The organism is Caulobacter sp. SRI_014 (genome assembly GCF_057586315.1).
Genome location: NZ_JBYCZQ010000003.1, coordinates 434,534 through 460,998 on the forward strand (window position 1 = coordinate 434,534; position 26,465 = coordinate 460,998).

General features: G+C 68.3%; 27 protein-coding genes. 14 read left to right on the top strand and 13 right to left on the bottom strand.

Annotated elements, in window-relative coordinates:
- Positions 1–194 precede the first annotated feature (194 nt).
- On the bottom strand, positions 195–437 hold the full coding sequence (locus AC2YG9_RS10685; protein ID WP_487297949.1) for a hypothetical protein: 243 nt from the start codon (positions 435–437) through the stop codon (positions 195–197).
- 138 nt (positions 438–575) lie between these two features.
- Positions 576–902, bottom strand: coding sequence for a DUF8200 family protein (locus AC2YG9_RS10690; protein ID WP_487297950.1), 327 nt, complete (start codon positions 900–902; stop codon positions 576–578).
- Between the two features lie 285 nt (positions 903–1,187).
- Here AC2YG9_RS10690 and AC2YG9_RS10695 point away from each other — a divergent pair, with 285 nt between their 5' ends.
- Positions 1,188–2,516: an acyl-CoA dehydrogenase family protein gene (locus AC2YG9_RS10695; RefSeq protein ID WP_487297951.1), complete on the top strand. Its 1,329-nt coding sequence runs from the start codon at positions 1,188–1,190 to the stop codon at positions 2,514–2,516.
- Between the two features lie 214 nt (positions 2,517–2,730).
- On the opposite strand, the gene AC2YG9_RS10700 is transcribed toward AC2YG9_RS10695, so the two are convergent.
- The gene (locus AC2YG9_RS10700) at positions 2,731–3,420 is read right to left on the bottom strand and encodes a DUF6624 domain-containing protein (protein WP_487297952.1); all 690 of its coding nucleotides are present in this window, start codon (positions 3,418–3,420) and stop codon (positions 2,731–2,733) included.
- A 76-nt stretch (positions 3,421–3,496) separates the two neighbouring features.
- Positions 3,497–3,814, bottom strand: a complete 318-nt coding sequence (locus AC2YG9_RS10705; protein WP_487297953.1) for a metalloregulator ArsR/SmtB family transcription factor — start codon at positions 3,812–3,814, stop codon at positions 3,497–3,499.
- Positions 3,815–3,898: 84 nt separating this feature from the next.
- On the opposite strand from AC2YG9_RS10705, the gene AC2YG9_RS10710 reads away from it, so the two are divergent.
- Together AC2YG9_RS10710 and AC2YG9_RS10715 are read left to right on the top strand one after the other, a co-directional pair.
- Entirely contained in the window at positions 3,899–4,354 is a 456-nt protein-coding gene (locus AC2YG9_RS10710; RefSeq protein WP_487297954.1) for a hypothetical protein, read from the top strand.
- Positions 4,351–4,893, top strand: a complete 543-nt coding sequence (locus AC2YG9_RS10715; RefSeq protein ID WP_487297955.1) for a demethoxyubiquinone hydroxylase family protein — start codon at positions 4,351–4,353, stop codon at positions 4,891–4,893. The genes AC2YG9_RS10710 and AC2YG9_RS10715 overlap by 4 nt, the downstream gene beginning before the upstream one ends.
- A gap of 325 nt (positions 4,894–5,218) precedes the next feature.
- Here AC2YG9_RS10715 and groL read toward each other — a convergent pair whose 3' ends face one another.
- Positions 5,219–6,871 carry a chaperonin GroEL gene (groL, locus tag AC2YG9_RS10720; RefSeq protein WP_487297956.1) on the bottom strand — a complete coding sequence of 551 codons (1,653 nt, stop codon included), beginning with the start codon at positions 6,869–6,871 and terminating at the stop codon, positions 5,219–5,221.
- Between the two features lie 51 nt (positions 6,872–6,922).
- Complete coding sequence (gene groES, locus AC2YG9_RS10725) at positions 6,923–7,213, bottom strand: co-chaperone GroES (RefSeq protein ID WP_271066481.1); 291 nt, start codon at positions 7,211–7,213, stop codon at positions 6,923–6,925.
- Between the two features lie 421 nt (positions 7,214–7,634).
- Here groES and AC2YG9_RS10730 point away from each other — a divergent pair, with 421 nt between their 5' ends.
- The 5 genes from AC2YG9_RS10730 to AC2YG9_RS10750 all read left to right on the top strand — a co-directional run bounded on the left by AC2YG9_RS10730 (position 7,635) and on the right by AC2YG9_RS10750 (position 12,559).
- Positions 7,635–8,171 (top strand): CDP-alcohol phosphatidyltransferase family protein, encoded by a 537-nt coding sequence (locus tag AC2YG9_RS10730; protein ID WP_487297957.1) that lies wholly within the window; start codon positions 7,635–7,637, stop codon positions 8,169–8,171.
- Positions 8,172–8,469: 298 nt separating this feature from the next.
- Complete coding sequence (gene mnmA, locus AC2YG9_RS10735; RefSeq protein ID WP_487297958.1) at positions 8,470–9,651, top strand: tRNA 2-thiouridine(34) synthase MnmA; 1,182 nt, start codon at positions 8,470–8,472, stop codon at positions 9,649–9,651.
- Positions 9,648–9,866 carry a hypothetical protein gene (locus AC2YG9_RS10740; RefSeq protein ID WP_487297959.1) on the top strand — a complete coding sequence of 73 codons (219 nt, stop codon included), beginning with the start codon at positions 9,648–9,650 and terminating at the stop codon, positions 9,864–9,866. Before mnmA ends, AC2YG9_RS10740 begins: the two co-directional genes overlap by 4 nt.
- Positions 9,867–10,096: 230 nt before the next feature.
- Positions 10,097–11,176, top strand: coding sequence for a phosphotransferase family protein (locus AC2YG9_RS10745; RefSeq protein WP_487297960.1), 1,080 nt, complete (start codon positions 10,097–10,099; stop codon positions 11,174–11,176).
- 66 nt (positions 11,177–11,242) lie between these two features.
- On the top strand, positions 11,243–12,559 hold the full coding sequence (locus AC2YG9_RS10750; RefSeq protein ID WP_487297961.1) for a metal-dependent hydrolase family protein: 1,317 nt from the start codon (positions 11,243–11,245) through the stop codon (positions 12,557–12,559).
- Positions 12,560–12,726: 167 nt separating this feature from the next.
- Here the strand turns inward: AC2YG9_RS10750 and lpxK are convergent, their stop codons facing one another.
- From lpxK to AC2YG9_RS10765, 3 genes are read right to left on the bottom strand one after another with little or no spacing between them, the layout of a single operon-like run.
- Entirely contained in the window at positions 12,727–13,740 is a 1,014-nt protein-coding gene (lpxK, locus tag AC2YG9_RS10755; protein ID WP_487297962.1) for a tetraacyldisaccharide 4'-kinase, read from the bottom strand.
- Positions 13,737–15,008 carry a 3-deoxy-D-manno-octulosonic acid transferase gene (locus AC2YG9_RS10760; protein ID WP_487297963.1) on the bottom strand — a complete coding sequence of 424 codons (1,272 nt, stop codon included), beginning with the start codon at positions 15,006–15,008 and terminating at the stop codon, positions 13,737–13,739. Before AC2YG9_RS10760 ends, lpxK begins: the two co-directional genes overlap by 4 nt.
- Positions 15,009–15,977 carry a cation diffusion facilitator family transporter gene (locus tag AC2YG9_RS10765; RefSeq protein WP_487297964.1) on the bottom strand — a complete coding sequence of 323 codons (969 nt, stop codon included), beginning with the start codon at positions 15,975–15,977 and terminating at the stop codon, positions 15,009–15,011.
- Positions 15,978–16,093: 116 nt separating this feature from the next.
- Here AC2YG9_RS10765 and AC2YG9_RS10770 point away from each other — a divergent pair, with 116 nt between their 5' ends.
- The 3 genes from AC2YG9_RS10770 (at position 16,094) to AC2YG9_RS10780 (ending at position 17,366) form a co-directional block, all read left to right on the top strand.
- The gene (locus tag AC2YG9_RS10770; protein ID WP_487297965.1) at positions 16,094–16,516 is read left to right on the top strand and encodes an antitoxin Xre/MbcA/ParS toxin-binding domain-containing protein; all 423 of its coding nucleotides are present in this window, start codon (positions 16,094–16,096) and stop codon (positions 16,514–16,516) included.
- A gap of 10 nt (positions 16,517–16,526) precedes the next feature.
- Positions 16,527–17,045, top strand: coding sequence for an RES family NAD+ phosphorylase (locus AC2YG9_RS10775; RefSeq protein WP_487297966.1), 519 nt, complete (start codon positions 16,527–16,529; stop codon positions 17,043–17,045).
- Between the two features lie 99 nt (positions 17,046–17,144).
- Positions 17,145–17,366, top strand: coding sequence for a hypothetical protein (locus tag AC2YG9_RS10780; RefSeq protein ID WP_487297967.1), 222 nt, complete (start codon positions 17,145–17,147; stop codon positions 17,364–17,366).
- Here the strand turns inward: AC2YG9_RS10780 and AC2YG9_RS10785 are convergent.
- Together AC2YG9_RS10785 and AC2YG9_RS10790 are read right to left on the bottom strand one after the other, a co-directional pair.
- Positions 17,363–18,748, bottom strand: a complete 1,386-nt coding sequence (locus AC2YG9_RS10785; protein WP_487297968.1) for an L-serine ammonia-lyase — start codon at positions 18,746–18,748, stop codon at positions 17,363–17,365. The two genes, AC2YG9_RS10780 and AC2YG9_RS10785, sit on opposite strands and share 4 nt — an antisense overlap.
- A 43-nt stretch (positions 18,749–18,791) precedes the next feature.
- A complete protein-coding gene (locus AC2YG9_RS10790; protein WP_487297969.1) occupies positions 18,792–20,444 on the bottom strand; it encodes a M28 family metallopeptidase in 1,653 nt (550 codons plus the stop codon).
- Between the two features lie 124 nt (positions 20,445–20,568).
- On the opposite strand from AC2YG9_RS10790, the gene AC2YG9_RS10795 reads away from it, so the two are divergent.
- From AC2YG9_RS10795 to AC2YG9_RS10805, 3 genes are all read left to right on the top strand, one after another.
- Entirely contained in the window at positions 20,569–21,609 is a 1,041-nt protein-coding gene (locus tag AC2YG9_RS10795) for a serine hydrolase domain-containing protein (protein ID WP_487297970.1), read from the top strand.
- Positions 21,610–21,878: 269 nt separating this feature from the next.
- Entirely contained in the window at positions 21,879–23,711 is a 1,833-nt protein-coding gene (locus tag AC2YG9_RS10800) for a ribonucleoside-diphosphate reductase subunit alpha (protein WP_487297971.1), read from the top strand.
- Between the two features lie 7 nt (positions 23,712–23,718).
- Positions 23,719–24,435 (top strand): GDSL-type esterase/lipase family protein, encoded by a 717-nt coding sequence (locus AC2YG9_RS10805; protein WP_487297972.1) that lies wholly within the window; start codon positions 23,719–23,721, stop codon positions 24,433–24,435.
- Here AC2YG9_RS10805 and AC2YG9_RS10810 read toward each other — a convergent pair.
- Together AC2YG9_RS10810 and AC2YG9_RS10815 are read right to left on the bottom strand one after the other, a co-directional pair.
- Positions 24,432–24,977, bottom strand: a complete 546-nt coding sequence (locus AC2YG9_RS10810) for a methylated-DNA--[protein]-cysteine S-methyltransferase (protein WP_487297973.1) — start codon at positions 24,975–24,977, stop codon at positions 24,432–24,434. The two genes, AC2YG9_RS10805 and AC2YG9_RS10810, sit on opposite strands and share 4 nt — an antisense overlap.
- A complete protein-coding gene (locus tag AC2YG9_RS10815; RefSeq protein ID WP_487297974.1) occupies positions 24,958–26,445 on the bottom strand; it encodes an AlkA N-terminal domain-containing protein in 1,488 nt (495 codons plus the stop codon). Before AC2YG9_RS10815 ends, AC2YG9_RS10810 begins: the two co-directional genes overlap by 20 nt.
- Between the last annotated feature and the right edge of the window lie 20 nt (positions 26,446–26,465).

Consider the following 26,465-nt stretch of genomic DNA (forward strand, 5'->3'; position numbering starts at 1 on the left):
GGGAAATTCGACCCTTTCGGCCGCTCACGCAGGGTAAGCCCTTCCCCCTCTCCGTCATCCCGGCCGCACCCCGGCGAAAGCCGGGGGGAGAGCCGGGACCCAGGAAGGGCCGTGCGCTGGTATCGCAGCCGCTGATCGCGGGGATGAGGCCCCTGGGTCCCGGATCGGCCTGCGGCCGTCCGGGATGACGATGGTTAGGAGATGACCCGAAAGATGCCCTGCCCGCCGCCGGCGACTCGCCCGTCCGGCCAGGTGGCGCGGGCGCTGACGAACACCAGGCTCTTGGTCGAGCGGTCGACCTCGGCGGTCACCGCCGGCTGGCCCTCGCCGCTGGCCCCGTAATCGACGGCCAGCGACACCGGCAGCACCGGCCGGTCGGCGGCGGCGGCGGCGGTCAGGGCGTCTTCGAGCAGGATGGCGAGGCGTGTCGTGGTCATGCGCCGATCTCCTAGTCCCAGGTCCACAAAGAGAAAAGGGGCGGCCGGATGAACCAGCCGCCCCTTGACCATTCGCAAGGTCGAGTTTGCTCGAGGAAATGCCGGGCGGTGGGTGAGACCGCCCGAGCGGGGTAATTCTTACTTGTTCGAGGCGACCGAACGGGTCGTGGCCGAGACCGCGCCGCACTTGGCCAGGTCGTCGCTGCCCAGCGAGCCGAAGGAGACGACTTCGCCGACTTCCTTGCTCAGGGCCTTGCAGCCCTTGGTGGTGTCGGTGCGGGCCGGAGCGGCGGCGGCGACGCAGGTGGCGCCTTCGCAGTTCCAGACGGCGCCGCCGGCGACGACCTTGGTCTTGGCGGCGACGGGGGTCTTCAGCGAGACGACGATCTTGCCGTCAGCGGCGAACGACGTGCCGGCGAAGGCGAGCGACAGGGCGGCGGCAGCCGCGAGGACTTGGAATTTCATGTGGAGGCCCTCCAGGGCGCTTGAGGTGAGGAAACGCTACGCTTGGATCGAGTTAGACTTTTTGCCTTCGAACCCGCCGCTGGTCTGTCGTCCGGTATCCCCACCGAACGACGCGACGTGAACTAAGCACTGCTTAGATATCAACGATAACCTATAATCGTGCAAGCGGTTTTTTTGGCCGACCCGCAAAATCTTTTGTCGCGGGCCTTACGCCGGGTCACGGTTGCCGCGCGCGTCAAGCGGCGCATAGTGGCGGCCAATAACAATCACATCGGGACGAGCGCCATGGATTTCAACCTCCCCCAACATCTCGTCGACTATCTCGCCGAGCTGGACCGGTTCATCGAGGAGAAGATCAACCCGATCCAGGCCCGCGACGACAACGAGCGCTTCTTCGATCATCGCCGCGAGCACGCCCGCACCGACTGGGACAACAACGGCCTGCCCCGCAAGGAGTGGGAAGAGCTGCTGGCCGAATGCCGCCGCGCCGCCGACGAGGCCGGCCACCTGCGCTACGCCTGGCCCAAGGACATGGGCGGCAAGGCCGGCACCAACCTCGACATGGCGGTGATCCGCGAGCACCTGGCCGCCAAGGGCCTGGGCCTGTTCAACGACCTGCAGACCGAACACAGCATCGTCGGCAACAACCCCTTCATCCTGATGTTCAAGGAGTTCGCCACCCCCGAGCAGATGGCCCGGGACGGCGAAAAGGTGCTGAACGGCACGATGCGCACGGCCTTCGGCCTGACCGAGCCCAACCACGGCTCCGACGCCACCTTCATGGAATCGACCGGGACGCGCGAAGAGAAGGACGGCAAGCCCGGCTGGCGCATCAAGGGCGAGAAGATGTGGACCACCGGCATGCACGTGGTCAGCCACGTCATGGTCTTCGCCCGCACCTCGGGCAAGGACGGCGACGCCACCGGCATCACCTGCTTCATCGTGCCCCGCGAGCACATCAAGATCGAAGAGTGGATGTGGACCTTCAACATGCCCACCGACCACCCGCGCATCAGCTTCGACTGCTGGATTCCGGAAGACAGCTACTGGGGCCAGATCGACCGGGGCCTGGGTCTGGGCCAGTCCTTCGTCCACCAGAACCGCATCCGCCAGGCGGCCTCCTCGCTCGGCGCCGCCGTCTACTGCATCGAAGAAAGTGTGAAGTACGCCCGCCAGCGCAAGCCGTTCGGCAAGCCGCTGAGCGACAACCAGGCCATCCAGTTCCCCCTCGTCGAGCTGGCCACCCAGTGCGAGATGCTGCGCCTGCTGATCCGCCAGACCGCCTGGCAGATGGATCACATGGAGCACAAGCAGATCGAGAAGGAGCTCTCCGACAAGGTCTCGATGTGCAACTACTGGGGCAACCGCCTCTGCTGCGAGGCCGCCGACCGGGCCATGCAGGTCCACGGCGGCATGGGCTACAGCCGCCACAAGGCCTTCGAGCACATCTACCGCCACCACCGCCGCTACCGGATCACCGAAGGCAGCGAAGAGATCCAGATCCGCAAAGTGGCGGCCTTCCTGTTCGGCTACCTGGGCCCCCGCAAGAAGCAGTTCGCTGAACAGGCGGCGGCCGCCGGGGAATACACCCAGCCGATCCCGGCCCGGCACTAGAAGGTTTCGCCTCAGGTCTCCCCTCTCCCCTTGTGGGAGAGGGTGGCCCCGAAGGGGTCGGGTGAGGGGTCGCACCGGCCTTCGACACAGCCCGGCCTTACCGTCGCTTCGAAGCTGAAAGACCCGGGAGCCCCCTCATCCGGCGCTTCGCGCCACCTTCTCCCGCGAGGGGAGAAGGACGCCCAGAGGCGAACTCACAAGACGCCCGTGGCCCTCACGTGCAAGGCGGATACGTCTTCCAGTGCTCCAGGTATTCCGCGAACGTCTGCGGGAACCCCATCGCCTTGCGCCATTCCTCGACCCGCGCCGGGTCCTCAAGCTTGTCGGGGACCCACTTCCCCGCCTCGCACGTCATCTGTGAGCCATAGCGCTGCGGCCGGCCCTCGTTGATCGCCAGCCGGTCGTACATCAGCCCGAACGACTGCCCGTCGACCTCGCCGGTGACGACCAGCGGCTCCAGCACCGGCACGAACCGCTTCCATTGCGCGACATCGCTGTGCTGGATGATGTGGAAGGCTGCGTCCGCCGCCTTGTCGCCATAGCGGCTCTTCAGGAACCATCCCTCGGCCGGCACCATCTTCAACAGCGCCTTGAGGTTCTCCGCGTCCGCCGCCTCGATCGGCGCCCACATGGCCTTGCGGGCGGCAGGGATTTCGGCCGGCGGCAAGGCCGTCAGGTCGATCCTGGTCAGCACCCGCCGGCCAACCTGGTCCATCGCCCCCATGCGCACCAGCGTCTCGGAATCGTTGGCCGCCGGCGGCAGCGCCGCCTGCCGGGCCCGCTCGGCATCGAGCGCTTCCTTGACCGGCGCGATCAGGGCCTGGGCCTGAGGCGACAGCGGGGCGTCCGCCGCCACCGCCGGCGCGGCGATCAGCAACAGGCAGGCGATAGCAATCCGCAGCATGGCGTTCCTCCCGACCCTGCCATTGGCCGGCGCGTCGGCGGCGAAAGTGCGGCCCCGGCGGGGCGCAACGGCGGCGTCAGGTTTCAGGCTTGGGCTTGCCGGCCAGCGCCGCGCTCTCGGCCTTCAGCGGCCGCGACACCGGACAGACCTCCTGGACGTAGTCGTTCAGGGTGTTGACCAGGCTCTCGCGCACCAGGCTGTAGTGCACGAACTGGCCCTTCTTCTCGCTGCTCACCAGACCCGCCGCCTCCAGCACGCTGAGGTGCTGCGACACCGCCGGCTTGGAGATCGAGAACCGCGAGGCGATCTCCCCCGCCGTCAGATCGGCATGCGCCAGATAGGCGAGGATCTTCCGCCGGACGGTCGAGGAGAGGGCTTCGAAGACTCGCTGCATCACCACTTATTTAAGCGATAAATTAAACGCTTGCAAACACGGTGTTTAGGTAATTAAGTCATTCCTTATTTACAGGAGGCGCCGATGTGGTTCTATGACGAACGGCAGGAAACCAGCCTCGGGCGGGCCACGCTCGGGCTCGTCGTCGGCAGCGCCACCGGCACGGTGGTTACCCTTCTCGGCTTCCTCGGCATGGTCATCGTGACGGCTGAAGAGCCGCTCAGCATCCCGGGAACCCTCCTGCGGACCATCGCCGGCGGCCTGTTTCTGAGCATCCCGATCTTCATCGTCTGGATGATCGGGGCCTTCACCGTCGGGGCCGGCGGCTGGGCGGTCCTGCATGCCCTGCGCCTGCGCGGCCCCATGACCGGGATGACCTGGGTCGGAGCTTCCACCTTCCTCGTCGCCTTCCTCCTGACCGGGGGCAGGTCAATGGAGCTTCCGGCCGTCATCGGCGTCGCCGGTATCGTCGCGGGGCTGGCGACCTGGAAGTTCAGCTACCGCCGCCCGGCCCCGCGCGTGAACGAGGTGTTCGCTTGAGCCCCGAGCGGATCATCGCCGGCATCCTGCGGGTCAACCACGGCGGCGAACATGGCGCCGTCGCCATCTACCGCGGCCAGATCGCCATGGCCCGCCTCACCGCCCCCGACCTGGTCGCGCCCCTGCGCGATATCCTCACCCATGAGATCCGCCACCGCGCCGCCTTCCGCGCCCTGATGCCGGCCCGCGCCGCCCGGCCCTGCCGGCTGATGGGCCTGTGGTCCCTCGGCGGCGGCCTGCTCGGCCTGGCCACCGGCCTGATGGGCCGTTCGGCGATCATGACCTGCACGGCGGCGGTCGAACGCACCGTTCACCGCCACCTCATCGACCAGAAGCGCTGGCTGGCCGACCGCGACCCGGAACTTGCCCGGGTCATCGCCGAAATCGAGGTCGAGGAGCTGGAACACCTCAGCTTCGCCGAGGCCGGCGCGCCGGGGGCCCACACACCGCTCGACGGGCTGATCGGCGCCGTGACCGAAGCCCTCATCTGGCTCTCGACGCGAGGCGGCTCGTCGGCCATCGCCGCCGCCAGGGGATAGAGGAACAGCGCCTTCCCCAACCCTCGTCATCCTAGGCCTTGTGCCTAGGACCCATTTGTCCGCCTGCACGAACCGTGGGGTGGAGGCGCGGCCGCGCCTCCATGGCAAATGTTCGCAGGCCGCCTGACCATGGGTCCTAGGCACAAGGCCTAGGATGACGGCGGTGCGTGAGGCCGTCTGCAGGACCCAAGAGAAAGGGCGGGACCTTTCGATCCCGCCCTTCCCATACTCGTAGCTGAGTGACGTGGACTAGAAGTCCATGTCGCCACTCGGATCGGCTTGGCCGATCCGAGCACCCAAAGTGATGGGCGACTTTATGGACTTCTTAGAAGTCCATGTCGCCCATGCCGCCCATGCCGCCGGGCATGCCGCCACCAGCGCCGCCGCCGGCCGCCTTCTTCGGCGCCTCGACGATGGCGGCTTCGGTGGTGATCATCAGGCCGGCCACCGAAGCGGCGTCCTGCAGAGCGGTACGCACAACCTTGGCCGGGTCGATGACGCCGTCGGCGACCAGGTCGACGTACTGCTCGGTCTGGGCGTTGAAGCCGAAGGTGGCCGAGTCGCTGTCGAGGATCTTGCCGACCACGATCGAGCCTTCGACGCCGGCGTTTTCGGCGATCTGACGGATCGGGGCCTGCAGGGCGCGACGGACGATGGCGATGCCTTGCGTCTGGTCGGCGTTGTCGCCTTCCATGCCCGCGAGGATCTTCGAGGCCTTCAGCAGGGCCACGCCGCCACCGGGGACGATGCCTTCTTCCACGGCCGCGCGGGTCGCGTTGAGGGCGTCATCGACGCGGTCCTTCTTTTCCTTCACTTCGACTTCGGTCGAACCGCCGACGCGGATGACCGCAACACCGCCGGCCAGCTTGGCCAGACGCTCTTGCAGCTTTTCCTTGTCGTAGTCCGAGGTGGTGTCCTCGATCTGCTTCTTGATCTGGCCGATGCGGGCTTCGATGCCGTCCTTGCCGCCGACGCCGTCCACGATGGTGGTGTCGTCCTTGGTGATGGTGACCTTCTTGGCCTTGCCGAGCATTTCGAGGGTGACGTTCTCGAGCTTGATGCCCAGGTCTTCGCTGATCACTTCACCGCCGGTCAGGACGGCGATGTCTTCCAGCATGGCCTTGCGGCGGTCGCCGAAGCCCGGAGCCTTGACGGCGGCGACGCGCAGGCCGCCGCGCAGCTTGTTGACCACCAGGGTGGCAAGCGCTTCGCCTTCGATGTCCTCTGCGATGATCAGCAGGGGACGACCCGACTGGACCACGGCTTCCAGGACCGGAAGCAGGGGCTGGAGGCCCGACAGCTTCTTTTCGAACAGCAGGATCATCGGCTCTTCGAGCACGACTTCCATCTTGTCGGCGTTGGTAATGAAGTAGGGCGACAGGTAGCCGCGGTCGAACTGCATGCCTTCGACGACGTCGAGCTCGGTCTCGGCGGTCTTGGCTTCTTCAACCGTGATGACGCCTTCGTTGCCGACCTTTTCCATGGCGCGGGCGATCATCTCGCCGACTTCGTTGTCGCCGTTGGCCGAGATGGTGCCGACCTGGGCGATTTCGCTGTTGGCCGAGACCTTCTTGGAGGTCGACTTGATCTCCGCGATGACCTTGGCGACGGCCTTGTCGATGCCGCGCTTCAGATCCATCGGGTTCATGCCGGCGGCGACCGACTTCAGGCCTTCGACGACGATGGCCTGGGCCAGCACCGTGGCGGTGGTGGTGCCGTCACCGGCCTTGTCGTTGGTCTTCGACGCGACTTCGCGGATCATCTGGGCGCCGAGGTTCTCGAAGCGATCGCTCAGTTCGATTTCCTTGGCGACCGAGACGCCGTCCTTGGTCGAGCGCGGGGCGCCGAAGGACTTTTCGATCACGACGTTGCGGCCCTTGGGGCCGAGGGTCACCTTCACCGCGTTGGCGAGGATGTTGACGCCGCGCAGCATGCGGTCACGGGCGTCGGAGGAGAAATAGACGTCTTTGGCGGCCATGATGGTTGCCTTCTTTCAGTAGGAAATTGGAGGGAAGGAAGAAGCGGGCGCTTAGGCCTGCAGGACGCCCAGGACGTCGCTTTCCTTCATGATGATCAGGTCTTCACCGTCGACCTTGACCTCGGTGCCCGACCACTTGCCGAACAGGATCTTGTCGCCGGCCTTCAGTTCCAGGGGCTGGACCTTGCCGCTGTCATCACGCGCGCCGGGGCCGACGGCGACGACTTCGCCTTCCTGCGGCTTTTCCTTGGCGGTGTCGGGGATGATGATCCCACCTTTGGTCTTGGATTCTTCTTCGACGCGCTTCACCAGGACGCGGTCGCCAAGGGGGCGAAATTTCATCGGATGCTCTCCAATCGATGACTGCATTTGTGTGTTCGCAGGCAGGGGAGCGACCGCTGTTAGCAGTCCTCTCCCGTGAGTGCCAACGGTGGCGGGGAAGTAGGTGGAGGGCCTTGGGGAGTCAAGAGACGGGGCTGCGAAGTTTCCGTGTCAGACGCCGCAGCGAGATCAAGCTCTCCGCCCTTGGGGCGGAGGACCGCTCTGGAGCGCGAGCGACAGAGCAGGAGGCGGGACTTCCACCGGCGGCCGTGCGCTGTGTCCGAGCGCGCCAGCATCCAAGGTGACACGCAAACCTTCAAACGCCGGTGGGCCCGCCTCCTGCTTTCTCGCTTGAAGGCTCGAAAGCGGTCCTCCGCCCAGAGGGCGGAGAGCTTGAACGACCGCGATTGCCGCCCCATCCCCGATGAGCGACGTTGCGAGAATGATCTCGAACGCCATCACCCTGTTCCGCATCGCCCTGATCGCGCCGCTGTTCTGGCTGCTGACTGCCAACGCCGGCTGGCCGGCCGTCGCCGTCTACCTCGCCGCCGGCCTGCTCGATGTCGTCGACGGCCAGGTCGCCCGCCGTCTCAACGAGACCTCCCGCCTCGGCGCCATGCTCGACCTCGTCGGCGACCGGCTCCTCACCTTCGTCATGGTGCTGGGCCTCGCCGTCGCCGGCGCCCTCGACGGCTGGGTGGCCGCGGCCGCCGCCATCCTCGCCGGCCGCTGCTTCGTCGTCGCCACCCTCAACGAGGCCCTCGGCCCGGACGCCCGCGTCGGGGGCTCGAAACTCGAGGCCGCCAAGATCGCCGCCCAGTTCACCGGCCTCGCCCTCCTCGCCGCCCCCGGCTTCCCCATCGGCCCGGTCCAGTCGACCGACATCGGCGGCTGGCTGGTCGGGGTCTCGGCCCTGCTCACCCTGGTCACCGTCGCCGGCTACCTGCGCGCCGGCCTGGCGCGGCTGCGGGCCGACTAAAGGCAAATTCCAATCCCGGGTATGTCCCCTCTCTCGCCCCGCGCACCGGCCCTCACGGGCGACGCGGATCGAGGGTGGTCATCGGCTGGTGAAAAGGGTGGTCCCGGTAGGTCGAAAAGACCCGCCCGGCGGTCCTTCGATGGGTCTTCGATTGGTGCTAGAAAATTGATTTCCCTGACCTATTTCCGCCCTTCGGTATCGCCTGCCCCGCCGACGCGGTATAATGGGCGCCGCTTCGCCAGCGCCGCCCCCGCCCCTCACCTCGCAATTTGACCCCCAAACCTCTACATAGCCGCCGATGACGACCGCCCTCGCCCCTTCCGCCGTAGACGCCGCGCTCGACGCCGTGCGCGCGGCCGTGGCCTTACCCGCCGGCAGCCGGATCGTGGCGGCGATGTCCGGCGGCGTGGACTCCACCGTCACCGCCGCCCTGCTCCACCGCGCCGGCTACGACGTCGTCGGCGTCACCCTGCAGCTCTACGACCACGGCGCCGCCATCCAGAAGAAGGGCGCCTGCTGCGCCGGCCAGGACATCCACGACGCCCGCACGGCGTCGGACGCCATCGGCATCCCGCACTACGTCCTCGACTACGAGAGCCGCTTCAAGGACCAGGTCATCGAGGAGTTCGCCGACGCCTACCTGCGCGGCGAGACCCCGATCCCCTGCGTGCGCTGCAACCAAACGGTCAAGTTCCGCGACCTCCTGGACGTCGCCCGCGACCTCGGCGCCGTGGCCATGGCCACCGGCCACTACGTCCAGCGCGTGGAGGCCGGCAACCGCGCCGAACTGCGGCGCGCCGCCGACCCGGCCAAGGACCAGAGCTACTTCCTGTTCGCCACCACGGCCGAACAGCTCGACTACCTGCGCTTTCCGCTGGGCGGCATGAGCAAGCCCCAGGTCCGGGCCATCGCCGCCGAGCTCGGCCTCACGGCCGCCGACAAGCCCGACAGCCAGGACATCTGTTTCGTGCCCGAGGGCAAGTACCACACCGTCATCGACCGCATCCGCCCGCAGGGCGCGCTGCCGGGCGAGATCGTCCACATGGACGGCCGCGTCCTCGGCACCCACGAGGGCGTCACCCGCTACACCATCGGCCAGCGCCGCGGCCTCAACATCGCCGTCGGCGACCCCCTGTTCGTCACCCGCATCGACGCGGGCAAGCGCCAGGTCATCGTCGGCCCCCGCGAGGCCCTGCTGACCACCGCCCTGACCTTGAAAGAGACAAACTGGCTCGGGACCGAAGGCATCGAGGAGGCCTGCGCCGCCGGCCGCCCGGTCCTGGCCCGCGTCCGCTCCACCCGCGAACCGGTGCCCGGCCGCCTGACCCTGGTCGACGGCCAGGTCGCGGTCGCCCTCGACACCCACGAGGAAGGCGTCGCCCCCGGCCAGGCCTGCGTCCTCTACGCCCCGGAAGCCCCTGACCGGGTCCTGGGCGGCGGCTTCATCGCCACGGCGGTGCGGGCGGAGCTGGCGGCGTGATCGACCTTCCCGTTGGCGTCAGCCTGGCGATCATCGGCCTCCTGGCCCTGGTGGCGCTGGCCCGTGGCCTGATGACCGGGACCCTGCCGGTCTTCTTCACCAAGATGCCGGACATCGTCCGCGCCGACGAGCCGCTGCGCTTCTGGACGCAGTTCGTGGGGGTCGGGGTGGTGGCGCTGATCATCCTGTTCGTGGCGGCGGTGCTCCTCACATAGTTCCTCCCCCATCGGGGGAGGGGGACCATCGCGCAGCGATGGTGGAGGGGGTCCCCACCGGCGGTTCAACTGCAATCAGTTTTACCCGCCGACTTGAGCGGTGACCCCCTCCGTCAGCGGCTACGCCGCTGCCACCTCCCCCGGGAGGGGGAGGAACGGTCCTTGCGCCGACGCCTTCCCCCGCTAAAGTGCCGCCACTTCAAACAAGCGTACGAATTGGGGACGAGACCATGGCCGACGCCGCGCCCAGCGCCCAGGACCTGAACAGCGGCACCGAGCCGCTCGACGAGCGCACCCGGATCGACGAGGCCAAGCTGCTGCCCTGGCTCGAGGCCAACGTCGAAGGCTTCAAGGGCCCGCTGGAAATCCGCAAGTTCAAGGGCGGCCAGTCCAACCCGACCTACCAGCTGGTCACGCCGGGCCAGCGCTACGTCCTGCGCCGCAAACCGCCTGGCAAGCTCCTGCCCTCCGCCCACGCCGTCGACCGCGAGTTCGCCGTCATCTCGGCGCTGAACAAGGTCAACTTCCCGGTCGCCAAGGCCTACGCCCTCTGCATGGACGAAGGCGTCCTGGGGACCATCTTCTACGTCATGGAACAGGTCGAGGGCCGCATCCTGTGGGACGGCACCCTGCCCGACTACAGCCCCGCCGACCGCCGCAAGATCTACGAGGCCGAGATCGGCACCCTCGCGGCCCTGCACAACGTCGACTACAAGGCCATCGGCCTGGAGGACTACGGCAAGCCGGGCAACTATTTCAGCCGCCAGGTCAGCCGCTGGACCAAGCAGTACCAGGCCTCCGAAACCAGCGTCATCCCCGAGATGAACAAGCTGATCGCCTGGTTCCCGGACCACACGCCGGAGGACGACATGACCTCCATCGTCCACGGCGACTACCGCCTGGACAACATGATCCTGCACCCCACCGAGCAGAAGGTGGCGGCGGTTCTCGACTGGGAACTCTCGACCCTCGGCAACCCGCTGGCCGATTTCAGCTACTTCCTGATGAGCTGGGTCATGCCCAGCCAGGAGCGCGGCGGCCTGTCGGGCATCGACGACCTGACTGCCTACGGCATCCCCACCATCGACGAGGCCGTGGCCCAGTACTGCAAGGCGACGGGGCGCGACGGCCTGCCCAATCTCGACTGGTACTTCGCCTACAACCTCTTCCGCCTGGCCGGCATCTGCCAGGGCATCGTCGGCCGGGTGCGCGACGGCACCGCCGCCAGCGCCCACGCCGCGACCATGGAGGCCCGGGTGCCGGTGTTGGCCAGGGGCGCCTGGGAGTTTGCCCAGAAGGCTGGCGCGTAAGGGATAGGCAGCGCTGCCTTGGCGGTGCAATCTGACCCAAAGTAAGGTTTTTCGGGGCTGTAGATCATGAAATCCACCTTCAAGGCCGGCCTCGTCGCCGCCGCCCTCGGCGTTCTGGCCCTCGTCGGCGTCGCCGACGCGCAAGGCCAATCCAGCCCCCTGACCTACATCCAGGCCGGCCGCGTCCTGGCCGACCCCGCCACCGGCAAGGTCGAGACCGCCAAAACCATCGTCGTCGAAAACGGCAAGGTGCTGCGCATCGAGGACGGCTACACCTCTTCGCCCGGGGCCAAGGTCATCGACCTGAAGGACAGCTTCGTCCTGCCCGGCCTGATCGACAGCCACGTTCATCTGACCAGCCAGAACGGTCCCAAGGGGGCCCTGGAACGCTTCACCAAGACCAAGAGCGACTACGCCCTCGACGGCGCCTACTACGCCAATCTGACCCTGCAGGCCGGCTTCACCACCGTCGCCGATCTGGGCGGCTCGAACGAAAGCGTCTTTGGCCTGCGCAACGCCATCGCCGCCGGCCGCGTCCCCGGCCCGCGCATCATCGCCGCCGGCTCGGCCGTGTCGGTGCATGGCGGCCACGGCGACGACGCCAACGGCGTGCCGGAGTCGATGGTCCATCTGTTCCGAGACGCCGCCACCTGCTCGGGGCCCGACGACTGCCGCCGGGCCGTGCGCGAGCAGGTCCGCTCCGGCGCCGACATCATCAAGATCACCGCCACCGGCGGCGTCCTGTCGCCGACCAATGCGGGCCTCGCCAAACAGTTCAGCGACGATGAGCTGAAAGCCATCGTCGAGACCGCCCATTCCATGGGCCGCAAGGTCACCGCCCACGCCCACGGCGGCGACGGCATCAACGCCTTCCTGAAGTACGGCGGCGACAGCATCGAGCACGGCACCTACCTCGACGCCGAGTCGATCAAGCTGTTCAAGTCGGGCGGGGCCTATCTGGTCCCCACCCTGCTGGCCGGCGACTTCGTGGCCCGCGAGGCCGCCAAGCCCGACACCTGGATGGTCCCCGCCGTGAAGGCCAAGGCCCTCGAAGCCGGGCCGAAGATGCTCGACATGGGCCGCCGCGCCCACCTCGGCGGGGTGAAGATCGCCTACGGCACCGACACCGGCGTCTCGGCCCACGGCGACAACGCCAAGGAATTCGCCCTGCTGGTCAAGGCCGGCCTGACCCCGCTGGAGGCCATCAAGGCCGCCACCATCTACGCCGCCGAACACCTCGACCTGGGGAACCTGATCGGCTCGCTGCTGAGCGGCAAACAGGCCGACATCATCGCCGTGAAGGGCGACCCCTTGGCCGACGTCACCGCGCTGGAGCACGTCAGCTTCGTGATGAAGGGCGGCATCGTCTACCGCAAGGACTAGCCCCCGCGGAGTCGCTCCCCCTCTGGGGGAGCTGGCGGCGCCGATAGGCGACGACTGAGGGGGCAGCGCCGACGCCTGAATTGTCTTGGCGCAGATCACCGACCGCCGGTGCTGCCCCCACCACCCCGCGCGTCGCGCGCGGTCCCCCTCCCCCAAGGGGGGAGGAACTAGGGGTGGGGCACGGCCCCGCGCAGCAACGCCTGCACCGCCGCCTCGTCCTCGAACCGGGCCCGCACCGGCCAATAGTCGACCTTGCGCCGCCAGGGTCCGGGCAGCCGGACCCAGTCCTTCTCTGTGGTCAGCAGTTGGCCGCCAAGCTGGGCCGCCCGCTGCTCGAGGAAGCGAAGGGTCTCCTCGCGGTACTCGCCATGGTCCGGGAAAGGCGCGAAGTCCTTCAGCTCCGCCCCGGCGGCGATCAGCGAGCGCTCGAACTTCCACGGCTTGCCGATGCCGGCGAAGGCCAGCACCGGATGGGCCGGCGGCGGTCCGGCCGGCTCCAGCCGCGCGACGAGCACGGGCTTGCCCTTGAACACCGCCAGCAGGTCTGGATCGGGCTCGGCCAGATCAGCCGGCATCAGCAGCACCACCGCGTCGGTGCGGGCCAGGCCCAAGGCCAGCGGCTCGCGCATCGGCCCGGCCGGGAAGACCGCGCCATCGCCGAACGGCCATTCGTTGTTGCGGGTCTCGCCATCGACGACGACCAGTGACAGCGCCTTCTTCAGCGAGGGGGTCTGGTGCCCGTCGTCCATGACCACGGCCTGAGCCCCGGCCGCCTTCGCCGCCGCCGCCCCCGCCGGCCGGTCCCGGCTGATCCAGAAGGGCCCGTCGGCAGCCAGCATCAGCGGCTCGTCGCCGACCTGTTCGGTGGCATGGATCGCCTGGTCGACCTTCAGCGGCCCCGGCTCCGTGCCGCCATAGCCGCGCGACAGGCCGTGCGCCGCCACCCCGTCCTCGCGCAGCATCCGCAGCAGTTCACGCACCACCGGCGTCTTGCCGACCCCGCCGGCCGTGAGGTTGCCGACACAGATCACCGGCACGCCGGCGTCCACCGGTTTTGCATTGTCGATCTTGTACTTCGTCACCGCCGCCCAGACCCAGCTGAGCGGGGTGAGCACCATGCGGGTGACCACGCCCGGGGCGTTGTCTCGCACGTACCACCAGCGAGGGGTCGACAGCTTCATGGCAGCAACGCCTCCAGCCGCGACCAGGCCGCGTCGAGCTGGGCCGACTGGCTCTCGGCGAAGGCCTGCCCGCGGGCGCCCAGCGCCCTGGCTGCTTCCGGTCCGGCCAGCAGTCCGGCCAGGGCCATGGAGAGATCACCCGGCGTCTCGACGATCATCGCTCCGCGCTCACCCTCGACCATGGCCTCATAGACTTCGGCCGAGTTGAACACCTGCGGCCCGCTGATCACCGGCGCGCCCAGCCGGGCCGGCTCCATCGGGTTATGACCGCCGACTCCGGGTACGAAGCTGCCGCCCATGACCACGACATTGGCGAGCCGGAAGAACAGGCCCATCTCTCCGAGCGTATCGGCGACATAGATCTGGGTCTGGCGGGTGATCCTGTCGCCGCGCGACCGCACTGCCACCGGCCCGTGACCGGCCCCGAGGTCGGTCAGCACCTCGGCCGTCCGATCCGGATGGCGCGGGGCGATGACCAGCAGCGCGTCCGGCGCCTCGTTGCGGATGGCGGTCAGCATCGGGGTGACGATGATCGCCTCCTCGCCCGCATGGGTGCTGGCGGCCAGCACCACCGGGCGCTTGCCGATGGCCTTCTTCAGCGCGGCCAGTTCGGTTGCGTCGGCCGGCAACGGCTCGCCGGCCAGCTTCAGGTTCAGCCGCCCATCGGTCTCGACGCCGAAGAACATCAGCCGTTCGGCCGACAGCTCGTCCTGCGGCAGGACCAGGTCGAAGGCGGCCAGGACCTGGCGGATGCCCTTGCTCATCCGGGCCCAGCCCCGCGCCGTCTTGTGGGTGATGCGGGCCGAGATCAGCGCCAGCTTCGCCCCGCGCTGTTTTGCCCCGAGGATCAGGTTGGGCCAGATCTCGCTTTCGACCAGCACCATCAGGTCCGGCCGCCAATGATCGAGAAAGCGCCTGGCCGACGCCGGCGTATCGAGCGGCGCGTACTGATGTATGGCCCTCTGCGGCAACCGCTTTGCAAGCAGCGCCGCGGCGGTGACCGTGCCGCAGGTCACCAGCAGGGTCAGCTCCGGCCGCGCCCTGTCCAGCCGCTCGATCAGCGGCAGCACCGCCTGGCTCTCGCCGACGCTGATGGCGTGGATCCAGACCAGGTCGCCCTCGGGCCTCGCGACCGACGCATGGCCGAGCCGCTCCTGCAGCCTGGCGGCGTCTTCCTTGCCCTTGGCCGCCCGCGAGCCCAGCAGACCCGGCGCGAACGGCTGCAAGGCCGTCATGGCCGCCCGGTAGAGGGTCAGGGAGAGCGTCACCTAATGCCCGCCGTGGGCGTCGGCCAGCCGGCAGGGGCCGCGATGGCCGGTCTCCAGCTGCAGGGTGGCGTGGCCGATCCCGAAGTCATGGACCAGGTCGTGGCACAGCTCATCGAGAAACTGGTCGGGGTCGGTGTTGTCGGGCCGGGTCAGGTGGGCGGTCAGGGCTGTCTCGCTGGTGCTCATCGCCCAGATGTGCAGGTCGTGCACCTCGGTGACGCCGGGCCGGCCGGCCAGCCAGGCCTTGACCTTGTCCGGATCGATGCCGCGCGGGGCGGCGTCAAGCGCCAGGTCCAGACTGTCGCGCAGCAGTCCCCAGGTCCCGGCCACGATGACTGCGGCGATGACCAGACTGATCATCGGATCGATCCAGCGCCACTCCGGCTGCATCCACAACAGGACGGCGGCGATGACCACACCCAGCGACACGGCCGCGTCGGCAGCCATATGCAGGAAGGCGCCCTTGACGTTGAGGTCCTCCTGGCCGCGCATGAACATCAGGGCGGTGGCGGTGTTGATGACCACCCCGATGGCGGCGACGATGATGACCGGCCCCGGCGGAATGTCCTGCGGCGCCCCGAAGCGGCGCACGGCCTCCCAGGTGATGCCGCCGACGGCCAGCAGCAGCAGGCCCGCGTTGGCCAGCGAGGCCAGGATGGTGCTCTTGCCCAGGCCATAGGTCCGCCGCCCGGCCGGCGCCTTGCGGGCGATGACCACGGCGCCCCAGGCCATCAGCAAACCAAGCACATCGGACAGGTTGTGACCGGCGTCGGCCAGCAAGGCCAGCGAGCCGGTGACCAGGCCAGCGCCGGCCTCGGCCAGCACGAAGGCGATATTCAGGCCCGCGCCGATGGCGAAGGCGCGGCCGAAATCCTTGGGCGCATGGCTGTGGCCGCCGGGACCGTGGTGATGGTCCTTGTGACCGCCGTGGTGATGGTCGTCATCGTGATGGTGATGCGCGTGGGACATTGGCCTTGGGATAGCCCCCGGCCGCCGGGCAAGGAAGACGTTATTGAATACGCGGCGGCGCGGGGCAGCGACAAGTTGTCCTTGAATTTGTCTTATATTCGGGACATATTATCGGCATGACTGCTCGCCGCAAGATGCCCGCCCAACCTCAACCCAGCGTCGCCGAGGCCGGCGTTCGCTTTCAGACGACTCCGTTCGGCGGGTTGTTGGGGGCCGACGGGGTAGATGTCGAGCGTACGGCGGAGGTCTTCAACATGACCAAGGGCCAGCTGGCCGAGACGATCGGCCTGGCCGCCGACACCCTGCAGAAGGCGGCGCGCCGAAATGCCCCCAAGACCCAGGCGCGGGTCACCGAGCTGATCGAGATCATCGCCCGGCTCGAGGCCTGGGCCGGCGGACGGCCTCAGGCCCTGGCCTGGTATCGCGGCCAGCCGATCGCGGCTCTGGACGGGCGCACGGCGGAGGCGCTTGTCAAGTCGGGCAAGGCGGGGCTGGTGCGCGACTACCTCGACCATCTGGCGCTGGGCGGCTTCGCCTGAGGTCTCGGCTTTGAGATTTCAGGAGACAGCCTACCGGGCCCACGACCCGCGCTGGTCGTTCAGCCCGCTGTCCGGCGATGGCGCGGCGATCCACGGCGGGCGGTTCAACCCGAAGGGAACGCCGGCCCTGTACCTGGGCCTCGCCCCCATGACGGCGATCAAGGAGGCGAGCCAGGGCCTGGCCCTGAAGATCGAGCCCCTGGTGTTGTGCAGCTATGAGGTCGACTGCGAGGGCGTCGTCGATCTGACGACGGTGGAGGGCCTGAAGACGGCGGGCATCGCCAGGGATGACCTGGCCCGCGGCTGGATGTTGCTGGCCCATGAAGGCAAGACCCCGCCGACCTGGACCATGGCCCGGCGCCTGATCGCCGACGGCGTGGCCGGCGTCATCGCCCCGAGCTTCGCGCCGGGCGCCACGGCCGACGACCGCAACCTGGTGCTCTGGCGCTGGGGTCCCGAGCGGCCGCACCGGATCGCCGTGCACGACCCGTCAGGCCGCCTGCCGAAGAACCAGCTGTCCTGGCGCTGACCGCCGGCTGTTCACCATGTCGGGAAACCCACGGTTAGGTCTTGCGCGGAAAACTGCCGGGCGGAGAGCGCCGTGCCTGCAACCCCGCAAGATTTGCGATTGAAGAGACTCCAAAGCCGGTTCGGCGCGCTGAATGGCCGGCTGGATCGCCGTGCCCGCAATCGTCGACTGTGGAGTGGTCTGCAGGGCTGGATCCCGGCGGTCCTGCTGCTATGCGCCGCCGTCGGCGCCATCGAACTGGCCCGCCCCGAACCCCTCGCCCAGACCCTCCGCGAAGCCGCTTCAGCCACGCTGGCCTGGTTCGCTCAACGGGCGGCCTAGCATTCCACCCGGTTGACCGGCATTCCCGCCGCCAGGCCGCCAAGCGAGGTCTCCTTGTAGATCTCGTTCATGTCCTCGCCGGTGCGCTTCATGGTGGCGATGACCTTGTCGAGGCTGACCGAATGCTGGCCGTCGCCGAGCATGGCCAGACGGGCCGCATCGATGGCCTTGATGGCGCCCATGGCGTTGCGCTCGATGCACGGGATCTGGACCAGCCCCCCGATGGGATCGCAGGTCAGGCCGAGGTTGTGCTCCATGCCGATCTCGGCGGCGTTCTCGATCTGGGCGTTGGAGCCGCCCATGACGGCGGCGAGGCCCGCCGCGGCCATTGAACAGGCGACGCCGACCTCGCCCTGGCAGCCCACCTCGGCGCCGCTGATCGAGGCGTTCTTCTTGTAGAGGGCGCCGACGGCGGCGGCGGTCAGCAGGAAGGTGCGGCGGCCCTCCGGCGTGCCGTTCATGAAGCGGTCGTAGAAGCGCAGCACCGCCGGGACCAGCCCCGCGGCGCCGTTGGTCGGCGCGGTAACGACGCGGCCGCCGGCGGCGTTCTCCTCGTTCACCGCCAGGGCCCAGAGGTTGACGAAGTCCATGGCGGCCAGCGGATCGCTGATCTGGCGTTCGACCTTCGCCATGATGGCTTCATGCACCTGCTTGGCGCGGCGCTTGACGTTCAGCCCTCCGGGCAGCTGGCCGCCGATGCGCATGCCCCGGTCGATGCAGGCCTCCATGGCCCCGAAGATGGCGTCGAGGCGTTCGAGCACGACGGCTTCGGGGGCGCGGGCGATCTCGTTGGCCATCATCAGCTGGCCGATGGACAGACCGGCCGCATCGGCCTTCTCGACCAGCTCGGCGCCGCTGTCGAAGGGATAGGGGATCGGGGTCTCGTCGGCCGGAGCGTTGCGGCCGATCTCCGATTCCTCGCAGACGAAGCCGCCGCCGACCGAGAAATAGGTCTTCTGCAGGATAGCCTGATCGCCGCTGTCGAAGGCGGTCAGGGTCATGGCGTTGGGATGCTGCGGCAGGCGCTGGCGGCCGGCCCAGACGATGTCGACCAGCTCGTCGAAGGCGATGTCGGCCTGACCGCCCAGCGGCATGCGGCCCGTGGCCCGCAGGGCCTCCAGGGCCGCGTCGCCGGCGTCGGGGTCCAGGCCCGCCGGCTCGAAGCCCATCAGCCCCAGCATGGTCGCCCGGTCGGTGGCGTGGCCCCTGCCGGTCAGCGCCAGGGAGGCGAAGAGCTTGACCTGCACCCGGGCGGCGGTGGCGATCAGGCCGCCCGCCTTGAGCTCGCCCACGAACCGCGCGGCGGCGGTCATCGGCCCCATGGTGTGGGAGCTGGAGGGGCCGACACCGGGCTTGAACAGGTCGAAGACACTGGCGGTCATGAGAAGGCTCCGGCGGCGCCGCTCAGGGCGCCGCCAGTAATAACTATTTGCGCTCGGCCTTGGTGGCGTCGCGCGCGGCCTTGAACTCCGAACCCTCGGCCCATTCCGGCCATTTGCGGCTGTTGGCCAGGTCCTCGCCCAGGTCGTGCAGCAGGGTCAGGTCGGCGACCATGCCGTCCATCCGCCAGTCGGCCGACCATTCGTCCGCCGGCTGATGATACTTGTCCTTGGTGTAGGCCTGCGCCCAGGCCTGGGCCTCGCCCGGCTTGCCGTCGATGATGTCGATGCCGCCGCCGAAGGAGATGGCCGGCACGCCGCGCTTGGCGAAGGGGAAGTGGTCGGAGCGGTAGAAGCTGCCGGCTTCAGGGCGCGGGTCGGGGATGTAGCTGCGGTCAACCGTCTTGCCCTCGGCGATCAGCATGTCCAGCAGATCCTGTTTGGCGTCGCCGGAAACGGTGAAGTCCCGGGCCGGGCCCAACGGCTTGAGGGAGTCGGTGTTGATCACCGCCACCGTCTTGCTGAGCGGGTAGAGGGGGTTTGAGGCGTAGTACTCCGTGCCCAGCAGGCCCTTCTCCTCGGCCGTGACGGTCATGAAGACGACGGAGCGGTCGGGACGCGGCCCCTTGGCGAAGGCGCGGCCCTGCTCGATCACGGCGGCGACGCCGGTCGCGTTGTCCACGGCCCCGTTATAGATGGTGTCGCCCCTGGCGTCAGGCTGGCCGACGCCCAGATGATCCCAGTGGCCCGAGTAGATGACGTATTCGTCCGGGCGCGTCTTGCCGGGCAGGATGCCGACCACGTTCTTGGAAACGATCACCTCAGGCTTGACCTTGAAGTCGGTGGAGAAGGTCGCGCCCGTCAATTCGACCGGCTGGAAGTCGCGGCCCTGGGCCTTCTTCTTCTCGGCTTCGAAGTCGAGCCCGGCTTCCTTGAACAGGGCCACAGCCGCGTCGCGGGTGATCCAGCTTTCGACGGCGGTGTGGGCCTTGGTCGGCTCCTTCCGGACGATGTCGAACATGGTGTTGGTGTTGGAGTTCTTGACCGTCGCCCAGCCGTAGGAGGCGCCCTTGTTTTCGTGCACGATCAGCACGCCGGCGGCGCCCAGGCGCGCGGCCTCCTCGTACTTGTAGGTCCAGCGGCCGTAGTAGGTCATGGCCGGACCGCCGAAGTCGCCCTGGCCCGTCTCGATGTCCGGATCGTTGATCAGGACAACGATCATCTTGCCCTTCACGTCCATTCCCTTGAAGTCGTCCCAGTTCCGCTCCGGCGCCTTGACGCCATAGCCGGCCCAGACGATCGGCACGTCCTTCAGGGAGACGGCCTTCTGGTTGGTCATCGAGGCGCGGATGGCGATGTCGTCGCCCTGGGCCAGCGGCGCCGCCTTGCCGTTCACGGTGAAGCTGGCGACCACAGGGCCTTCGATGTCGAAGCGGGCCAGGGGCACGTCCTGGGTCCAGGCGCGCTTGCCGTCCTTGCCCAGGTCGCCGCCGGGCTGCAGGCCGGCCTTGGCATACTGCTCGGCGATGTAGGCGACGGTTTTCTTCTCGCCCTCGGTGGCCGGGCCGCGACCCTCGAAGCTGTCGTCGGACAGGACCTTCACATGCTCGGTGAGGCGGGCCTGGTCGAACAGCGGATCGGCGGCGAACGCGGAAAACGGCAGGATGGCGATGGCCGTGGCCAGAAGCAGGGACTTCATTGACGCTCAGACTCCGGGGGTAGAATTGGCGCGGAACCTAACGTCGCGGGAGGCCGCCCGCCAGTGGCGGAATTGGCGGAAGTGTCAAACACCGTTCGCCGAAGATTGGGGTTAGAGTATCCTCATGCGCCGCCGTGACCTTGCCCTGGCTCTTGGAAGCCTGCCTCTGCTGGGGACGACCCTGTCTCCCGAGGGCCGGATCCGGCAGGACGCTATTGGCGCGACCCTGACTGATCCGCGACTCGGCCGCACCGACGCCCTGCTGGTCCTCAAGGACAGCGAGGTCGGCTACGAGCTCTATGGACCCGGCCACGGCCCCGCGGTCCGCCACGTCAGCTGGTCGATGGCCAAGTCCGCCACCCATGCCCTGGTCGGCGCCGCCGTTCTGCACGACGGCCTCGACATCGACCGCCCCGTCGCCCTCCCGGCCAGGACCGGCGTCACCCTGCGCCACCTGCTGACCCTGACCGACGGCCTGCCCTGGGACGAGGCCCGCCAGCCGGCCGCCATCGCCTCGGACGCCTCGCGCCTGCTGTTTGGCAAGGGCCGGATGGACGTCGCCAAATTCGCCGCCAGCCGCCGGGGCAAACGCAGGGCCCCGGGAACGGCGTGGAATTATTCAACCGGCGCCTATCATCTGATCGCCCGCGAGCTGACCGCCCGGCTGTTCCCCGGGCTCGGTCATCCAGCCCAGCGCCGCACAGCCATGGCCGACTGGATGCGCCGGCGGCTGTTCACACCCGCCGGCATGCCCACCACGCTCTTCGAGTTCGACCCACAGGGGACCTTCTACGCCGGCTCGCTGATGTGGGCGACGGCGCGGGACTTTGCGGCCCTGGGCGCCCTCTATCTCAACGACGGCGTGGCGGAAGGCGTCCGAATCCTTCCCGAGGGCTGGGTCCGATTCGCCCAGAGTTCGACCGTCGAGCCGACCTACGGCGCCGGCTGGTGGCTCGAGGGCGCGCATGGCCCCACCGCCGGCCCGTCATTGCTGGGCGGATCGCCGGCCGACGCCTTCCACGCCAGGGGTCTGGATGGACAACTCATATTGGTCGTACCGTCCCGGCGCCTAATTGTTGTGCGGCTCGGTTACACCCCGGATGGTGTGACCGGCTGGCCGGCTATCGGAGGTTGCCTGCGACGGATCATCACGCTCGTGTCATAGGCGAGATTTAATGTTCGGATGGAAGGCCCGGCCCCATTGGGTTTGCGACACTTGCAAGACCTTTTCTTCACATGTTGTTAACGAAAAAGTCGCCTCCCGGCCCCTCTGCCCCGTTGACGAAGCATTAGGCCTCATGGCCCCATATAGTGGGTTCAGGGGGCGCTTCGCCCACAAGATATGGGGTCTTCAGGCGGAGTTGGCTGTCTGAAGTGGCTGTTAAAATACGGGTTTTTGGGCACATGATGGGTGAAGTTGCACGTCAGATTCCTTTGGGTGAAGCCGCTGGCTCCGAAGCCTGGCTGGCCGACCGACCGGCGCTGTCGCTGGTCCCCAAAATCGAGGTCGATCGCAGCCGCGACGCGCTGCTGACCGACTTTGGCAAGACCACGCTTGAAGACCGCTATCTGCTGCCCGGCGAGTCCTATCAGGACATGTTCGCCCGCGTGGCCACCGCCTTCAGCGACAACCCCGAGCACGCCCAGCGCGTCTATGACTACATGAGCCGCCTGTGGTTCATGCCGGCTACCCCGGTGCTGTCGAACGGCGGCGCCGATCGCGGCCTGCCGATCAGCTGCTTCCTCAACGCGGTCGGTGACTCGCTGAACGGCATCGTCGACGTCTGGAACGAGAACGTCTGGCTGGCCGCCAACGGCGGCGGCATCGGCACCTACTGGGGCGGCGTCCGCTCCATCGGCGAGAAGGTCAAGGGCGCCGGCCAGACCAGCGGCATCATCCCCTTCATCCGCGTGATGGACTCCCTCACCCTCGCGATCAGCCAGGGCAGCCTGCGCCGCGGTTCGGCCGCGGTCTACCTCGACATCCACCACCCGGAGATCGAGGAGTTCCTCGAGATCCGCAAACCCTCGGGCGACTTCAACCGCAAGTCCCTGAACCTGCACCACGGCATCAACATCACCGACGAGTTCATGCACGCCGTGCAGAACGGTGAGAAGTTCGGCCTGCGGTCCCCCAAGAACAACGAAGTCCTGCGCGAGGTCGACGCCCGCAGCCTGTGGCAGAAGGTGCTGGAGCTGCGGCTGCAGACCGGCGAGCCCTACCTGATCTTCTCGGACGCGGTGAACCGCGCCATGCCGCAGCACCAGAAGGACCTCGGCATGAGCGTCCGCCAGTCCAACCTGTGCAGCGAGATCATGCTGCACACGGGCAAGGACCACCTGGGCAAGGAGCGGACCGCCGTCTGCTGCCTGTCGTCGGTGAACGCCGAGACCTTCCTGGAGTGGCGCGATGAGCCCCGCTTCATCGAGGACGTCATGCGCTTCCTCGACAACGTGCTGGAGGACTTCATCCAGCGCGCCCCGTCGGACGCGGCCAACGCCGTCTACGCCGCCAAGCGCGAGCGCTCCGTGGGTCTCGGCCTGATGGGCTTCCACAGCTTCCTGCAGGGCCAGAACGTTCCGTTCGAGAGCGCCATGGCCAAGAGCTGGAACATGCGGCTGTTCAAGCATCTGCGCCGCGAGGCCGACAAGGCGTCCAAGACCCTGGCCGAAGAGAAAGGCCCCTGCCCCGACGCGGCCGAGCGCGGCGTCATGGAGCGCTTCAGCCATAAGCTGGCCATCGCCCCGACCGCCTCGATCAGCATCATCTGCGGCGGCACCAGCGCCGGCATCGAGCCGATCCCGGCCAACATCTACAGCCACAAGACCCTGTCGGGCACCTTCGCGGTCAAGAACCCCTACCTGGAGCGCCTGCTCGAGGAAAAGGGCCAGAACACCCCGCAGGTCTGGGACAGCATCCTCAGCCACGAGGGTTCGGTGCAGCACCTCGACTTCCTGAGCCAGGACGAGAAGGACGTCTACAAGACGGCCTTCGAACTGGACCAGCGCTGGGTCATCGAACTTGCCGCCGACCGCACTCCGGAAATCTGCCAGAGCCAGTCGGTCAACGTCTTCCTGCCCGGCGACGTCGACAAATGGGACCTGCACATGCTGCACTGGACCGCCTGGGAGCGGGGCATGAAGAGCCTCTACTACCTGCGTTCCAAGTCGGTGCAACGCGCCGCCCACGCCGGTGAGGACGAAGTCCGCGCCAGCGCCGAGGACGCCGCCCGCACCGACTACGAGGAATGCCTCGCCTGCCAGTAAGACAGCCGTGGGTCGTCCCACCAACCGCTTGATCCGCACGGCGGCGCTTCTCGGCGCCGCCGTGTTGGTATTCGGGGTCGGGGCCCTGGCCCACTGGGGCTGGGGAGCCTGGCGGACGCGTGAGACCTTCGTCGAGCTGGCGCGGGATCCGACTCTGCGGGCGACCTATCAGCATCGTCTGACCCTGTTCCAACAGCTGAAGAGCAAGCCGACGGTGGTCATGCTCGGCGACTCCCTCACCCAGTGGGGCGAGTGGAATGAGCTGCTCGGGCCGCAGGTCGCCAACCGCGGGATCGGGGGCGACACCAGCGGCGCGCTGGCCAAGCGGCTGAAGGCCTCCGTGCCGGATTCGGCGACAACCGTGGTCATCATGGTCGGGCTCAACGACCTGAAGGAGCCTGACTGGACGCCGGACCGGTCGGCCAACACCGTCAGGGGCATCGTCCACGCGTTGAAGGGCCGGCGGGTGATCCTGCAGTCGGTGTTGCGAGTCTCCGACAACCGGCTCAACGGCAGGATCGGCGGCCTCAACCGCGAACTCTGGCGGATCTGCGAGGACGAGCCGCCCGCGCCGCGCGAGGACTGCGAATGGCTGGACCTCAACCCGGTGATCACGCCGGGCGGCACGCTGACCGGCGACCTGACCAGCGATGGCCGCCACCTGAACGGCCGAGGCTATGCCCTGTGGGCGGCGGCGCTCAAGCCGGTGCTGGAAAAGCGCTAGAGCAGTTTGCCGGTCGGGGCGACGTAGTGGGCGCCTTCATGCTCAAGCAGCCAGCGCTTGCGCGGGATGCCGCCGCCAAAGCCGGTCAAGCTACCGTCGGCGCCGATCACCCGGTGGCAGGGCACGACCACGGCGATGGGGTTGGAACCGTTGGCCAGGCCAACCGCGCGGCTGGCGCTGGGCTGGCCGATCTTGCGGGCCATGGCCCCGTAGGAGCGGGTCTCGCCCACCGGGATCTGCTTGAGTTCGTTCCACACCGAACGCTGGAAGTCGCTGCCGACCGCCTGGGTCGGGATGCGCGCCAGGGCGGCCAGGTCGCCCTTGAAGTAGGCGTCGAGGTTGTCGCGCACCGGCGGCGGGGCGCGGCCTTTGACGATCTGCGCCTTCGGGTAGCCGCGGCGGACGGTGCGCAGGAAGTCCTCCTCCGGGCGGTCGAAGTGGAGCAGGCGCAAGACGCCGTCCTCGTCGACGGCCAGCCAAAGGCCGTCGATGGGCGAGGGATAGCGTTCGATCGTCAGGGTCTCAGGCGGCTTTGCGGGCATCGGCCTTTTCCTTGATGGCGGCGGCGTCGCCGGCCCACAGGTGCAGGGCGGCGTAGGCGCGCCAGGGCCGCCAGGCCTCGGCGCGGGCCAACAGTTCCGCGGGGCTGGGGCGGACGCCACCCGGGGTTTCGAGCGCCCGCATCAGGCCGATGTCGGCGGCCGGGAAGGCATCCGGTTCGCGCAGCTGGCGCATGGCGATGTACTGGGCCGTCCATTCGCCGATGCCGGGCAGGGATTTCAGAGCCTTGATCGCGGTGTCGAGGTCCTGGCGCGGGCCGAACAGGGCGGGATCGGCGACGGCGGCGGCGGCCATGCTGCCCAGAGAGCGCGAGCGGGCGCCCGGCATCGGCAGGCAGGACAGGTCGGCGGTGGCCAGGCGCGCCGGGCTCGGGAAGGCGACGGTCAGGCCCTCCTGCGCCCAGGCCTCCGGCAACGGCTCGCCGTACTGGGCAGCCAGCTTGCCGGCCAGCAGGACGGCGGCGTGGACGGTGATCTGCTGACCGAGGATGGCGCGGATGGCCAGCTCGAACCCGTCCCAGGCGCCGGGCACCCGCAGGCCCGGGCGGGCGGCGACACGCGGAGCGAGGTCGGGGTCGGCCGACAGATGCTCGTTGATCACCGTCGGGTCGGCGGCGAGGTCGAAGACCCGGCGCACCCGGGCGAGAATGGCCGGCAGGGCGCTGGTGCGGGGGAAGCGGACCTGGACCGACAGCTGGTCCTTGCCTGCGCGGGTGACGGCGAGCGTGCCCATCTCCCCGTCCAGCGCGATGGTGCGGGCGTAGCGGTCGTCGGTGACCAGTTCGACGCCGGGAATGGCGCGCAGCTTGAGGAAGGCGATCAGGCCGTCCCAGTCGTAGGGCGGCTTGTACCGCAGCTTGAGGGTGACGCCGTCAGAAGCATTGGACGAGGCTGACCGCCGGCGCAGGGTGGCCGGCGGGCGGCGGTAGAGGTGCTGGAAGGTCTCGTTGAAGCGGCGGACGCTGCCGAAGCCCGAGGCCAGGGCGACCTGGGCCATCGGCAGGTCGGTCTCATGGATCAGCTGTTTGGCGAGCAGGACACGCCGGGTCTGGGCGACGCCGATCGGAGTAGCGCCCAGATGGGTCTGGAACAGCCGGCGAAGCTGACGGTCGCCAACGCCGAGCCGGCCCGCCAGCGTCTCGACATCGCCGGTGTCCAGGGCCCCGGCCTCGATGAGAGAGAGCGCCCGCGAGACGGTGCTGGACGAGCCCTTCCAGGCCCCGAGATCCGGCGAGGTTTCCGGGCGGCAGCGCAGGCAGGCGCGGAAACCGGCGGCCTCGGCGGCGGCGGCGCTGGGGTAGAAGGTGATGTTCTGCGGCTTGGGCGTGCGGGCCGGACAGATCGGCCGGCAGTAGATGCCCGTCGTCTTCACCCCGCCGAAAATCCGCCCGTCGAAACGGGGGTCTCGCGAGAGAATGGCGCGGTAGCAGGCCTCGTGATCAAGCTCCATGCCTCCTATATGAGGGGAAC